General features: G+C 39.1%; 8 protein-coding genes. 6 read left to right on the forward strand and 2 right to left on the reverse strand.

The genetic code is table 11. The features are described 5' to 3' along the window. Positions 1–352: 352 nt before the first annotated feature. Positions 353–655 (forward strand): DUF6370 family protein, encoded by a 303-nt coding sequence (locus tag NBC122_RS07495; RefSeq protein WP_221343565.1) that lies wholly within the window; start codon positions 353–355, stop codon positions 653–655. 387 nt (positions 656–1,042) lie between these two features. Here the strand turns inward: NBC122_RS07495 and NBC122_RS07500 are convergent, their stop codons facing one another. Then, positions 1,043–1,537 carry a Smr/MutS family protein gene (locus tag NBC122_RS07500; protein ID WP_133439781.1) on the reverse strand — a complete coding sequence of 165 codons (495 nt, stop codon included), beginning with the start codon at positions 1,535–1,537 and terminating at the stop codon, positions 1,043–1,045. 672 nt (positions 1,538–2,209) lie between these two features. On the opposite strand from NBC122_RS07500, the gene NBC122_RS07505 reads away from it, so the two are divergent. From NBC122_RS07505 to NBC122_RS07515, 3 genes are all read left to right on the forward strand, one after another. After that, entirely contained in the window at positions 2,210–5,749 is a 3,540-nt protein-coding gene (locus NBC122_RS07505) for a T9SS type A sorting domain-containing protein (protein WP_133439782.1), read from the forward strand. 15 nt (positions 5,750–5,764) lie between these two features. Beyond that, positions 5,765–6,010 (forward strand): hypothetical protein, encoded by a 246-nt coding sequence (locus NBC122_RS07510; protein ID WP_133439783.1) that lies wholly within the window; start codon positions 5,765–5,767, stop codon positions 6,008–6,010. A gap of 241 nt (positions 6,011–6,251) precedes the next feature. Then, positions 6,252–6,728: a regulatory protein RecX gene (locus tag NBC122_RS07515; protein ID WP_185145756.1), complete on the forward strand. Its 477-nt coding sequence runs from the start codon at positions 6,252–6,254 to the stop codon at positions 6,726–6,728. 2,089 nt (positions 6,729–8,817) lie between these two features. On the opposite strand, the gene glyA is transcribed toward NBC122_RS07515, so the two are convergent. Continuing rightward, on the reverse strand, positions 8,818–10,083 hold the full coding sequence (gene glyA / locus NBC122_RS07520) for a serine hydroxymethyltransferase (protein WP_133439784.1): 1,266 nt from the start codon (positions 10,081–10,083) through the stop codon (positions 8,818–8,820). Positions 10,084–12,783: 2,700 nt separating this feature from the next. Between glyA and NBC122_RS07525 the strand changes: the two genes are divergently transcribed. Together NBC122_RS07525 and NBC122_RS07530 are read left to right on the forward strand one after the other, a co-directional pair. After that, complete coding sequence (locus tag NBC122_RS07525) at positions 12,784–13,425, forward strand: outer membrane beta-barrel protein (protein WP_133439785.1); 642 nt, start codon at positions 12,784–12,786, stop codon at positions 13,423–13,425. A gap of 105 nt (positions 13,426–13,530) precedes the next feature. Continuing rightward, on the forward strand, positions 13,531–14,328 hold the full coding sequence (locus tag NBC122_RS07530; RefSeq protein WP_133439786.1) for a polysaccharide biosynthesis/export family protein: 798 nt from the start codon (positions 13,531–13,533) through the stop codon (positions 14,326–14,328). Positions 14,329–14,331: the final 3 nt, after the last annotated feature.

The raw sequence follows: 14,331 nt of genomic DNA on the forward strand, positions 1-14,331 counted from the left end.
GCAAATTTATTAAAATTAATCGGCTTTTGAAATTTTCTTATTTTTGAAGAGTTATGAGCAAAGTCATGAGCCCGGGTGAAAGAGATTTGCTACTTTTACATAGGTTTTTAATAAAGGATCTGAGATTTCAAACCATCAGGATTTAACCGCAAAAGGGACAAAAGATCATTGCAGAAAAAGTTCTTCAAAAGAATGCCGAAAATGGAACCACTTTTAACAGGGCTTCTTTTGCAGACTATTGATTTACTTTTATTAAAATTAAACTTTTGCATCTTTTGCGGTGAAAAAATACAGCGATCTCAAGATTGAAACCAAATCCATTAAACGAATTTTTTAATCAATATTAAATAGTATGAAAAGAGTCTTATTGGTATTCTTGCTGTTAGTTTCAGTAAGTATTTTTGCCCAGAAAGTTCAGAACCAGACGGTTGACGCGGCTTGCGGAATGTGTCAGTTCAAAATCAAATCCGATAAAGGGTGCGCCATGGCCGTCAAAATTGATGGCAAAGTCTATCACGTCGAAGGTTTAGACAAAAAAACATACGGTGACGCTCACGCCGAAGACGGCTATTGCAAAATCATGAAAAAAGCGGTTGTCAGTGGGGAAGTTAAGAAAGGGAAGTTTTATGCAACCAGTTTTAAGTATGTAGAGTAGGGAGCTGCTGGGTGAGGGATGTTAGGTGTTTGATGTAGGATGTGCGGTGCAGGATGCAAGGTGCAAGGATGCAGACAATTGGTGCAGGAGGTTTGATGGTAATACTCAATCATCAATTCATAAAGTTATTCACGCATTCACTAAATTCACCAAATTCACTCATTGCGTGATGTAGGATGCAAGATGTTTATGATGGGTGCAGGATGCAAGGGTGCAAGGTGCAAGGATGCAGGCTGTAATGGGTAGTAGCGAATAGTTAATTTTGCGTCTATCGTCTATCGTCTATCGTCTATCGTCTATCGTCTATCGTCTATCGTCTATTGTCCAACATCCAAACATCCAAACATCCAAACATTCATCATCCATCATCCATCACCCAGCATCCAACTACCGAAAATACACCAATACGGTGCCCGATTGATGGTGAAGTATTTCTTTGTTCTGAAACTCCAGATGGGTTTGGCTTTCCAGCACGTCGTGGACCATTTGCTGCAAAATGCCGTCTCCGATTCCGTGGATAATCTCCAGTTTTTTCAGGTTGTTTTTCCGGCAGTAGTCGATGGTGGTCAGGAGTTTTTCTTTTTGAAGAAAGAGCCGGTCAAAGGAGTTGTAACCTGCGGGATTCTTTACCAGATGTTCGAAATGCAGATCCAGCACAAAAGGTTTCTTATCATGCTTTTTAGAAACGGGTTTTGACAGTTCTTTTTTCTGAACAGTTTTTATCTGTTCATAAATTTCCGCCTGCTGCAGGACGAGTTCCTCAGCATTGTATTCATACCGGAATCCGTGCTCATCTTCAATCGTCACTTTTTTTCCTTTGATGCTCATGATTTTCCCTTTCAGGTTGTCATCGATTACCGAAACGGGGTCGCCTGTTTTCATGTTTTTCCTTATTTTGCAAAATTAAGGAAATTGAAATAGAGAATCCCCAGAGAGGTGAAAATTTAATTTTGCTGAGAGCCTGTTTAAATTTCATCAAAATTAATTTCCCAAACCCTTACTTCGGCTTCGCTCAGCATAAAAAAGGGCGTAATTTTGATGAAATTTTCAGAGAATTTTTCCACCTTTTAGGGTTGGGAAAAAGAAAAATTCTTTGAAAATTTGATTTTTGAATAATTTTTAAACAGGCTCTGAAGGTTTTTCAAAAGATCAAAGGGGGTAGTTCAATTTCGGATGCCAATGGTAAATGATTTCTATTCTTAAATCCCGTATCAAAATTTAAAAGATTTGACCATTTTCTTTTCGCCTCCGGCTACGGTAAGTTATCCGGTATTCCAAAAGTTGAGGTTGGTTACATTAAAATACAGTTTCCGCGTAAATTTTTCTCTATCTAATTAAAACAGGAAACCCTGAGAATGGGTTTGTGCGCTGTGAGTTAAAGAAATTTCGAAGGCTAACTTGACTGTATTTTCTGGTCGGTGAGATAAGGTTTTTGCTTGTTTGTTACAGAAGAAAGAAATAATTTATACTTATTCATGTTAAATTAATACATTATTCATAATTAATGTGATAATATTCACTAAGTTTGACAACTAATTAAAAATTCAATATTTTATGAAAACAAATTTATTTTTGCGGCGACTGCTCTTATTGTGGGTATTCGCTTTTTCTGCCAGTGTCTGGGGGCAGACCTACTTTGACATGTCGAGTGCAGACTATTCCCAAAATTTTAATGGAATTACTACATTGCCAACAAATTTTAATACTGTAAGCGTATTAAATACAGGATCAATTCCAGCAGCAACTAAGACTACATCTTCATCAACAAATACACTTGCCGTAGTTGCTTCAGCAGCAGCAGTTGGTATAGATGCTTCAAGTTCTACAAAATTAGTTTTTCTTACTACTGGTGCAACTGACAATACTACATCTATTGCAACTGATTTGAATTTGAATTTCGCAAATAGAACAGCAGGAAATTTAAGTTTTGATGCTTCTACTATTTTTAATGGGACTGGAAATAGAGTGAGTTCTTTGAAAGTTTATTATTCACTTAATGGCACAACTTGGACGGAATTAACAGGAACTAATTTACCATACGTTGCAACAAATAATGTGGCAGGAAGTAGTGCAATTAATATAACATTGCCATCTGCTTTAAATAATGAAGCAAATGTAAAGTTTAGATTTTATTATCATAATGGAAGTGGAGGTTCAACGGGTAGTCGCCCTAGAATAGGGATTGATAATTTATCTGTAACTTCTACATCATTTAATACTACTGTCCCTAATTTGTCAATTTCAGGAAACTTAGGTCATGGTGCAACATGTGAAAATACAGAAGCAACTAATATTACATACACGATTACTAATAATGGTACTTTAGCGGATGGAATTACAGTAACATCATCTGATCCTCAGTTTGTAGTGAGCGATATATCCTCAACCTCAATTCCTGCTAATGGAACAGCAACGTTTAAAGTGACTTTTACTCCTACATCAGCAGGGGATAAGAGTTCAACAATAACAGTGACGAGTACAACAGCAGGCAGTAATACCGCAACTTATGGATTAACTGGGAAAGGATTAAATACCCCACCAACAGTTACTACCCCTACCAGTACAGCAATAACTGCAAGTACAGCAACTTTAGGTGGAAACATTACCATTCAAGGATGTTCTCCAATTACAGAAAGAGGAATCTATTACAGCACAACTAATAATTTTGCAGAGGGTACTGGAACTAAACTTTCTGAAGAAGGATCTTTTACTACTGGTGTATTTACTGTAAATGCTAGTGGGTTAAATTCTAGTACAACTTATTATTATAAAGCATTCGCTACCTCAGAAAGTGGTACTGCTTATAGTACGCAAGGGACTTTTATAACAACTGCAATTGCTGCAACTGTAGCAACTGCTGCAACTGATATTGCCGAAACAGGTTTTACAGCAAATTGGGAAGCGGTTGCTGGTGCGACCGGATACGAACTTGATGTTTTTAATAAAGTCATCGGGATCTCTCCTAATTTAGTAGTTAATCCAGGATTTGAAAGTTCAAACCTAAATGATTGGAGTTTTGAATCAGGTATGAATCAAGTAATTTCAACTTCTCAAGTGAAAACAGGTACATCTTCGTTGTATTCAACAGTTTTAGCCACTAAAAATTTAAGTCAGGCAATCGATGTTGAAGTGGGGAAAGAGTATAAATTGAAGTTCAGTTATTACATCGATCAGGCTTCAACTGGAAATGGCTTTAGAGTTTGGACGACCACTGGAGGGACTATTCAGCTGCCGTCTTCTTCTACATATTTTAACACTAAAGGTTCATGGGTTGACATTGAAGAAACTTTTACAGCTAATAGTTCAATCCTTGTACTTAATTTGAGACTTTATAGTGGTGTTAAAATTTATTTCGATGATTTTGAATTACTTAAAACTTCACCTTCTGTTACAGAAAATTATGTGTCTGGTTATAATCCGAAAACAATTACAGATGGTTCTACAGTAATAAGTGATGTTACTGGACTAAATTCAGGCACAAAATATTACTACAGAGTTCGTGCAAAAGACGCTACTTCAGAATCGGTAAATTCTAATGTAATTGATGTGACCACCTTAGGTTCTATTACCTGGGGTAATTCAGGATGGTCAAACGAAATAGGTCCAGATGCAGCAAAAAATGCTGTAATTGATTACGATTATACAGGAGCAGCTTTCAAGGCAAATTCTGTAAAAGTAAATTTAGGAAAAACACTAACAATCAACAGTTCTGTTACAACAGGAGATGTAACCAATAACGGTTCAATCATTTTGAACGATGGTGCAAGTTTCTTTCAAACTACCGGTGCAAAATATGAGGGCAGCGGAACATTTACAGTAGATAGAAACACTTCAAGCGCGAAAGATAAATATGCTTTCTGGAGTTCACCGGTGGCGGACCAGAATATGTACGGTCTATTTGGCATCAATAAGCCAGCGTTTGTGATGACCTATAATACCGCAACCAATTTTTATGACACGGTTGATCAATCTGCTACGGCAGCCCGTGGAGTAGGGTATTCAATTAAAACTCCGGATAATACGGGAGCAGCTTTTGTAGGCGCTCCAAATAATGGTACCTTCACCACACCTTTGAGTTTATTGGGTGACAAATACAATCTGGTAGGCAACCCTTATCCATCCAACTTAGATTTAACCAAATTTTTAAATGATAATATTACAAATATTGAATCTACCCTTTGGTTCTGGGATAACACAAGTGGTCCGGTGAAAACACAAAACGGAACTACTGCCGCCAGTAATGGCTATGCAACTTTTAACGCAGCAGGAAGTGGTACTTGGGTAAAAGCAACGAGTGCGTCTGCAACTAATGCGCCTGACGGAGCTACGGCTAAAATTGGACAGGGATTTATTGTTAAAGCAACAACAACTAATACGCTTCTCTTCAATAATGATATGAGAGTTGCTGATACCGGTAATAACTTTAATAGATCATCAGGTAAAACTGATGAGGGTAAATATTGGTTAACATTAACCACTCCATATAATACCAGAATTACACAAGCAATCACTTATCAAAACGGAGGTTCTAATAGTTATGATGCTTACGATTCCAAAGCATTAAGCAGCGGGTCTGATGCGTTTTATAGTTTCGCAGGTGCTGAAAAAGTGATTATTCAGGGTAAAGCACCTTTTAGCGCTGATGATGTGGTTGTCTTAGGAAACAAGCATTTCGAAAATGGTAATTTCAAAATCGAACTTACGAAGACTGAAGGTCTGTTTGCAGAAGGACAAGCAATTTATTTGAGAGATAAAGTAACAGGAACTGAGACCAATCTTCAGGAAGGAACTTATTCATTCTCTTCAAATGCTGGTGATTTTACAGACCGTTTTGAAGTAGTTTATAGTAAAACTGTTTTAGGAACTAATGCTGCCGCAAAAAGTACGATTGCGGTTTATAGAAATGGAGATGACTTTGTAATCGATTCTCCTTCAAAAATAGCGTCTGTTGAAGTGTATGATGCTTCAGGAAAATTAATGAAATCGTTGAAATCAAATGGTAATAAAGAAACAGTAAGCAACTTGTCCAGAGGGGTTTATATTCTTAAAATAACCACTGCAACAGAAACGGTTTCTAAAAAAATTATCAAATAATTTTAAACTAAAAAAATGAAAAAAGTAATAATGATAATGGTTGTATTATTTACCACCATTGGGTATAGCCAAAAGGCATCTAAAGATTATAAGTTCTTTAATAATTCAAGCCAGAGTGCTTCCTCTGAGGAAGAAACGACAGATGCTCCCAGTGAGCCAGGAGATCCTGCTCCCATAGACGACTACCTTCCCCTCCTCGCTATAGCGGGGGCCGGAATGGCCCTTTATTTTGGCAGAAAAAAATACATCCTGACCAAATAAATAATTAATTATTGATTCAGAAGACTTCTCCCCGTGAGAGGTCTTCTTTTTTTTGGTAAAGATGAGAAGTGAGGTCTTACTTAAACATGAGACCGAGGGACGGCCCTCAACAGTTCACTAATTTTCTTCCGCAAACGAATACAGTCTTGCCCCGACCGTTCGGGATTGTTACTTTTGCATCAGCGCAAAATAAAAGAAATAAGAAAAATAAATACTAACCCTCCACTTCATTTTCTAACCCATGAATGAAAAAAAATCATACACCTTTCTGGAAATCAAACAAAAGCTGGTCAACTACTGCGTTTATCAGGACCGCTGTCACCAGGAAGTGGAGCAGAAGATGTGGGATTATCTATTGATTCCGGAAGCCAAAGAGGAGATCCTTCTTTATCTGATGAAGGAAAATTACCTCAATGAAGAACGCTTTACCCGCAGTTACATCCGTGGAAAATTCTACATGAAATCCTGGGGACGGAACAAAATCCGCAATCATCTTAAATTCAAAGGAGTACCGGAAAAACTCATCAACAGTTGTTTTAACGAAATTGACGAAGATGATTATCACAAAACCTTAGCTAAATTATTCCTGAGTTACCACTCCAAAATAAAAGGTCTGCAGGCTTACCAGAAAAATTCCAAAACCATTAAGTATTTGATGGGTAAAGGGTTTGAATATGAAGAAATAATGCAGGTGATGCAGGATGAAGAGAAGGGCTGATTGCTGAGGGGTGCTATTGAGTGTTTGGGTATTTGAGTTTTTGGATGATTGAAAAGCGGGGATATTGCGGGTGGAGGGAAGCAGTGTGTTAATGAGGGTTTCCGTAGCAAGAATATCTTTTTTTATTAAGTTCTTTTGTCTTGAAACAAAAGAACCAAAAGTTCAAGACTGGATCTTTTTGCCTCATCCCTTTTTTTTGTTTTTAATGGAATCGGCGAACCTCCTTCGTCGGTTTGCTAAAAAATGAAGATTTCTTCCGAGAAAATCCCCAAAATTTATCTCGTCCCTAAGACGAGACTCGGGCGGAAACAAGATTTGTTATCAATTAAAGTTATTTGCCGCCCTCAAACAGTGGGGATTTTTTGACATTATGTTCGTTTGAAGATTTGGATGGGAAGAAATCGTCATTTTTCTTCACGCAAAAATCTCCTAAGTCGACACTCCAGGGAAAAACAGTTTTTCATTGAAAAGGTGGCGTCATTGAGGACGCAGGGAAGCAATCTGTTAATCAGGATTTCCATAGCAAGAGTATCTTTTTTTATTAAGTTCTTTTGTCTTGAAACAAAAGAACCAAAAGTTCAAGACTGGATCTTTTTGCTAAAAAATGAAGATTTCTTCCAAGAAAATCCCCAAAATTTATCTCGTCCCTAAGACGAGACTCGGGCTGAAACAAGATTTGTTATCGATTAAAGTTATTTGCCGCCCTCGAACAGTGGGGATTTTTAGGCGTTATGCTCGTTTAAAAAGTTGGATGGGAAGAAATCTTCATTTTTCTTCACGCAAAAATCTCCTAAGTCATTCCAATTTCGTTTTTACATCCCGATTTCGTCGAAAAATCAAATTCACTCCCTTTTTTATGCTGAGCCTGCCGAAGTAAGGGTTGGGGCAATGAATTTGATTTTACTTAACGCAAAAATCTCCTAAGTCGATCCTCCAATTAAAAACAGTTTTTCATTAAAAAGACGGCGACATTGCGGGCGCAGCGATGCAATCATCACGTGATCGGGGCGTGCCGCTCAAAATGAGGTATTTCTCTATTGATCTATGGAATCTGCAATACGGTGATTTCGGCTCCGCTCAATCACCAAAAAGGGCAACATAACAGCGAGGCTGCATGTAGACTTTAATGTCTGTAAAAAATAAATTCACTGCCTTTGTCGCGACAGAGAATTTGAAATTGGTACTCTTATATTTAAAGTCAATAATCTAATAGTCTATCTCTATCGGCCTGAGGGTGCTGGGCGTATTACCTAAAATGAGGTATTACTCTAGTGATAGGTGAAAATCTGTTGAATCTGTGTGGGATTCCTGATGGCAGTTTTTCCACTACGATGATTTCGGCTTCGCTCAATTACCAAAAAGGGCACCGAAAGAGGGAGGCGACACATAGATCTATCTTGTAGAAAAAACAAATTCACTGCCTTTGTCGCGACAGAGAATTTGAAATTGGTGTTCCTATATTTAAAAGCAATAATCTAATAGTCTATCATCTATCGGCCTGAGGGTACTGGGCGTATTACCTAAAATGAGGTATTACTCTAGTGATAGGTGAAAATCTGTTGAATCTGTGTGGGATTCCTGATGGCAGTTTTTCCACTACGATGATTTCGGCTTCGCTCAATTACCAAAAAGGGCACCGAAAGAGCGAGGCGACACATAGATCTATCTTGTAGAAAAAACAAATTCACTGCCTTTGTCGCGACAGAGAATTTGAAATTGGTACTCTTATATTTAAAGTCAATAATCTAATAGTCTATCTCTATCGGCCTGAGGGTGCTGGGCGTATTACCTAAAATGAGAATTTACTCTAGTGATAGGTGAAAATCTGTTGAATCTGTGTGGGATTCCTGATGGCAGTTTTCCCATCACCGTCAAGGTGATTTCGGCTCCGCTCAATCGCCAACAAGGGCAACATACCAGAGAGGTGACACGTGAATATCTATCTTGTAGAAAAAACAAATTCACTGCCTTTATCGCGGCAGTGAATTTGGAATTGGTGTTCCTATATTTAAAAGCAATAATCTAACAGTCTATTGTCTATCATCTATTAGTCTATCATCTATTAGTCTATCATCTCTCCGTCTCCCGTCTAATAATTAAACAAAGCCTTCCCCTCCATCATTTGATTGACTTTTTTACGGACTTCAGCTATTTTGTGGTCGTCGTTGATGTTCATGACCACGTCGTTGATCAGGCCGGCAAGGATTTCCATATCGGCTTCTTTTAAACCTCTGGTCGTGATCGCTGCAGTTCCTAAGCGGATCCCCGAGGTGGTAAATGCAGATTTGTCATCGAAAGGAACCATGTTTTTGTTACAGGTAATATCGGCTTTTACCAACGCTTTTTCGGTTTCTTTACCATTGACATTTTTATTCCGGAGATCGACCAACATCAGGTGATTATCGGTTCCCCCACTTACGATATCGAATCCCTGGGTCATCATTGCTTTTGCTAACGCACGGGCATTGGCCACCACCTGTTTTGCATAGACTTCAAATTTCTGATCAATGGCTTCTGCAAACGCCACTGCTTTTCCGGCAATCACATGCTCCAGTGGTCCGCCCTGGATTCCAGGGAATACAGAACCGTTTAAGACCTGACTCATCATTTTGGTTTCTCCTTTTGGCGTTTTGTGACCGTAGGTGTTTTCAAAATCTTTGCCCATCATAATCAGTCCGCCTCTTGGTCCACGAAGGGTTTTATGGGTAGTGGTAGTAACCACATGACAATGTTCAAATGGCGAGCTCAGCAGTCCTTTGGCAATCAATCCCGCTGGATGCGCGATATCTGCCCAAAGCGTTGCTCCTACTTCATCCGCCACTTCGCGGAATTTACTGAAATCGATATCTCTGGAATAGGCAGAATAGCCGGCGATCAACATTTTCGGTTTTACTTCCAAAGCTTTCTGACGCATGGCCTCGTAGTCGATCAGCCCGCTTTCGCGCTCTACACCATAGAAATTGGCACTGTACTGAATTCCAGAAAAGTTCACAAAAGAACCATGCGTCAAATGGCCCCCCATCGATAAATCAAGTCCTAAAATCTGATCACCCGGTTTGAGAACAGAGAGATAAATGGCAGCATTGGCTTGCGACCCCGAATGCGGCTGAACATTGGCATAATCGACACCAAACAGTTGTTTTGCTCTTTCGATAGCTAAAGTTTCTATTTCATCTACGACTTCGCAACCGCCGTAGTATCTTTTTCCGGGATAGCCTTCCGCGTATTTATTGGTCAGAACACTTCCTACTGCTTTCATTACATTTTCTGAAACAAAATTTTCAGAAGCGATGAGTTCGATGCCGTGTGTCTGTCTTTGTCTTTCCTGTTCAATAAGGTCAAAAATTGGATCCATAGGGTATAAATAATGTTTTAAAATTCTCGTTAATAAAGAATTCAAATTTATGGAATTTTTTGGGAAGAATTCTGGTTGTGGGAGAAATTGTGGAAGGAGGGGTGTGGGATGCTGGATGTTGGATGCTGGGTGCTTGATACTGGGTGTTGGATTTTGAGTGTTTGTGTATTTGAGTATTTGAGTGGATGATTAAAACGCTGAGTCATGGAGTGGAGAAATCTGTTAATACTTTTCTTTTTAACGCAAGGGCGCAAAAAATATTTGACATGCATGCTGTGTTGCGGGTGTTTTTTAAGACGCAAGGGCGTTTGACTTCGTCTAATCTCTTCGGGATTTCTTCACGCAAAAATCTCCTAAGTCGATCCTCTATGTAAAAACAGTTTTTCATTAAAAGGCGGCGTCATTGCGGGGAGGAACGGTGAAGCAATCGGTCAATGATGGTTCCTTGCTTTTCTTTTTAACGCAAGGGCGCAAAAAATATTTGACATGCATGCTGTGTTGCGGGTGTTTTTTAAGACGCAAGGGCGTTTGACTTCGTCTAATCTCTTCGGGATTTCTTAACGCAAAAATCTTCTAAATCGACCCTCTTTTCATTAAAAAAAATCGGCGTCATTGCGGGCGTAGGGAAACAATCTGCTGATGATAGTTTCCGTAGAAAGAGCATCTTTTTTTTAAGTTCTTTTGTCTTGAAACAAAAGAACCAAAAGTTCAAGACTGGATCTTTTTGCTAAAAAATGAAGATTTCTTCCAAGAAAACCCCCCAAATTTATCTCGTCCCTAAGACGAGACTCGCGCGGAAACAAAGTTCTGCTTCGAAACGAGATTATGGCCGCGCTTCGGACAAAGGGGATTTTTAGGCATTATGTTCGTTTGAGGATTTGGATGGGAAGAAATCTTCATTTTTGCCTCCTGTTTTTATATTTTTATTTGAATCGGCGAATCTCTTTGAGATTTCTTCACGCAAAAATCTCCTAAGTCGATCCTCTATGTAAAAACAGTTTTTCATTAAAAGGCGGCGTCATTGCGGGGAGGGACGGTGAAGCAATCGGTCAATGATGGTTCCTTGCTTTTCTTTTTAACGCAAGGGCGTTTGACTTCGTCTAATCTCTTCGGGATTTCTTAACGCAAAAATCTTCTAAATCGACCCTCTTTTCATTAAAAAAAATCGGCGTCATTGCGGGCGTAGGGAAACAATCTGCTGATGATAGTTTCCGTAGAAAGAGCATCTTTTTTTTTAGTTCTTTTGTCTTGAAACAAAAGAACCAAAAGTTCAAGACTGGATCTTTTTGCTAAAAAATGAAGATTTCTTCTTAGAAAATCCCCAAACTTGCACGGGAACAAAATATCGCTGTGAAACGATATTATGGCCGCGCTTCGGACAAAGGGGATTTTTAGGCATTATGTTCGTTTGAGGATTTGGATGGGAAGAAATCTTCATTTTTCTTCACGCAAAAATCTCCTAAGTCGATCCTCTATGTAAAAACAGTTTTTCATTAAAAGGTGGCGTCATTGCGGGTGGTGGGAAGCAGTCAGCTAATGAGGGTTTCCGTAGAAAGAGCATCTTTTTTTTAAGTTCTTTTGTCTTGAAACAAAAGAACCAAAAGTTCAAGACTGGATCTTTTTGCTAAAAAATGAAGATTTCTTCTTAGAAAATCCCCAAACTTGCACGGGAACAAAATATCGCTGTGAAACGAGATTATGGCCGTGCTTCGGACAAAGGGGATTTTTAGGTGGTATGTTCTTTTAAAAACCTGGATGGGAAGAAATCTTCATTTTTCTTCACGCAAAAATCTCCTAAGTCGATCCTCTATGTAAAAACAGTTTTTCATTAAAAAGACGGTGTCATTGCGGGGAGGAACGGTGAAGCAATCGGTCAATGATGGTTCCTTGCTTTTCTTTTTAACGCAAGGGCGTTTGACTTCGTCTAATCTCTTCGGGATTTCTTCACGCAAAAATCTTCTAAATCGACCCTCTTTTCATTAAAAAAAATCGGCGTCATTGCGGGCGTAGGGAAACAATCTGCTGATGATAGTTTCCGTAGAAAGAGCATCTTTTTTTTTAGTTCTTTTGTCTTGAAACAAAAGAACCAAAAGTTCAAGACTGGATCTTTTTGCCTCATTCTTTTTTTTGTTTTTAATGGAATCGGCGAACCTCCTTCGTCGGTTTGCTAAAAAATGAAGATTTCTTTCAAGAAAATCCCCAAAATTTATCTCGTCCCTAAGACGAGACTCGGGCGGAAACAAGATTTGTTATCGATTAAAGTTATTTGCCGCCCTCGAACAGTGGGGATTTTTAGGCATTATGTTCGTTTGAGGATTTGGATGGGAAGAAATCTTCATTTTTGCCTCCTGTTTTTATATTTTTATTTGAATCGGCGAATCTCTTTGAGATTTCTTCACGCAAAAATCTCCTAAGTCGTTTTAATTTCTATTTTATATCTCGGGAATCAACTTTGCCAAAGTTTGGAACTTTGGCAAAGTGAGGTAGCCCGTTATGCCGGTTAATAAATTATACGGTCACCATCATCCATCATCATCTAATCCCTCAAATACTCAAATACTCAATCACAACACCCAACACCCAACATCCAGCACCGAATATCTCACCGTTTATAAAAAAAACAGCATAATTGAAATAATTTTAATTAATTTGCATAAGAATTCTTAAAAAACACAGTTCGTCAATATCGATTCTAATGGTATGAAGAAAATTAATATACTCATTGCGCTGTTCCTTTTGATTATGGTGAACGGGCAAACCTTCAAGTACGGTATTACCGGCAATTTCCACAAAGGGTCTATCGTGGGCGTGCACGATGTTTCGAAAGGGGCGTATGGCGGCAGTCTCGGATTTTTCGGACAGTGGTCGCTCGTAGAAAATGATGTCTTCGATTCGGCGTGGCTTTTTATTACCCCACAGATCGAATACCACATGGGTGGTGAAATTGCGAAAGCAGAAGAGGATATATTCGGGGTCCAGAAATTTCATCATGATTATGTGGCCATGCAGGTGTATATGAAATGGTTTTTTCATCAGGGAAACATGAAGCGGGATGTCTTTTTATTTGCCGGTCCGCGTATTGAATATTTAGTAAGACAGGAAAGAAAGGTAGATCCGGCGTATGATTTGGCCTATTTTAAATTCAATAAGGACGATGAGGTTAAGAAATTCGGGTATGGTGTTTCTTTCGGTGTCGGTATAAAAATCAGCCAGCAGTTTGAAGGATTTCTGAGGTATGACCGAGGTTTCAGCAAAGTATATCCCAATAATGACAGCCACAATACCTATAACAGGATGTTGGGGGTAGGGCTTAATTATTACTGGAAAGAGAACTGGTGGTAATAAGAGAACTGGTGGTAATCAGCTGACCGTCCATTTACTGTCAGATTACTGTCAGAGACTGGTCTGCTAAAAATAGTTTTACATTTGTAGTCTTAAAAATAAGAAATGAAGAAATACTTTTCAGTATTTATAATCGTTGCGCTCCTTGTATTTCAGTCGTGTCAACCGAAGAAAAACATCGTTTATCTCTCGAACAATAACTTTGAACAGGAAGTTTCACAAGCCCGGTACGAGGGGCTTCATATTCAGGAAGGCGACCGGTTGCAGATTTTAGTTTCCGCTTTCGAAGAGATCGCGGTACGTCCTTTCAATCTCTCTACCATGGCAGCGACAGGAGCAGCGGGGACAGGAAGCGGTTCCGGCGGATCTTCCGGCGCATCGGAATATACCGTTACCACCGACGGTACCATAGTGTTCCCGGTTCTGGGAAGTGTCTACTGCAAAGGGATGACCAAGCAGCAGCTCAAACAGGATTTAGAAAGCCGCTTAAAAAGGTACCTTACTGATCCTATGGTGACGGTTACCTTATCCAATTTTAATTTCTCAGTTTTAGGCGAGGTGAAAGGGCCGGGACAGAAAACAAGTCCGACAGAGAAGCTTAATCTCTTTCAGGCTATTGCCCTGGCTGGAGATCTTACTTACGACGCCAACAAAACCAATGTCAAGCTGATCCGCTATTCCGAAGAAGAAGCTAGAGATAAAGTGATTTCCCTTGACCTTTCAGAAGTTTCCATCGTGAATTCGCCTTATTATTATCTGCAGCAGAATGACATTCTCTATGTGGAACCCGACCGCAACAAGCAGATGTCGGTGAATACCAATTCCAATGTTGATAACTGGATTAAATATGGCGGGATTGGTTTAGGTCTGTTCACTTTAATCCTCAGTTTAACCCGAAAATAAGTA

Origin of the sequence: Chryseobacterium salivictor, from assembly GCF_004359195.1 — a bacterium.
Lineage (GTDB): Bacteria > Bacteroidota > Bacteroidia > Flavobacteriales > Weeksellaceae > Kaistella > Kaistella salivictor.

What these genes read in the sequence shown, in the direction of transcription:
- NBC122_RS07495 (WP_221343565.1), top strand. Translation starts at nt 353, where the DNA reads ATGAAAAGAGTCTTATTGGTATTCTTGCTGTTAGTTTCAGTAAGTATT.
- NBC122_RS07500 (WP_133439781.1), bottom strand. Translation starts at nt 1,537, where the DNA reads ATGAAAACAGGCGACCCCGTTTCGGTAATCGATGACAACCTGAAAGGG.
- NBC122_RS07505 (WP_133439782.1), top strand. Translation starts at nt 2,210, where the DNA reads ATGAAAACAAATTTATTTTTGCGGCGACTGCTCTTATTGTGGGTATTC.
- NBC122_RS07510 (WP_133439783.1), top strand. Translation starts at nt 5,765, where the DNA reads ATGAAAAAAGTAATAATGATAATGGTTGTATTATTTACCACCATTGGG.
- NBC122_RS07515 (WP_185145756.1), top strand. Translation starts at nt 6,252, where the DNA reads ATGAATGAAAAAAAATCATACACCTTTCTGGAAATCAAACAAAAGCTG.
- glyA (WP_133439784.1), bottom strand. Translation starts at nt 10,083, where the DNA reads ATGGATCCAATTTTTGACCTTATTGAACAGGAAAGACAAAGACAGACA.
- NBC122_RS07525 (WP_133439785.1), top strand. Translation starts at nt 12,784, where the DNA reads ATGAAGAAAATTAATATACTCATTGCGCTGTTCCTTTTGATTATGGTG.
- NBC122_RS07530 (WP_133439786.1), top strand. Translation starts at nt 13,531, where the DNA reads ATGAAGAAATACTTTTCAGTATTTATAATCGTTGCGCTCCTTGTATTT.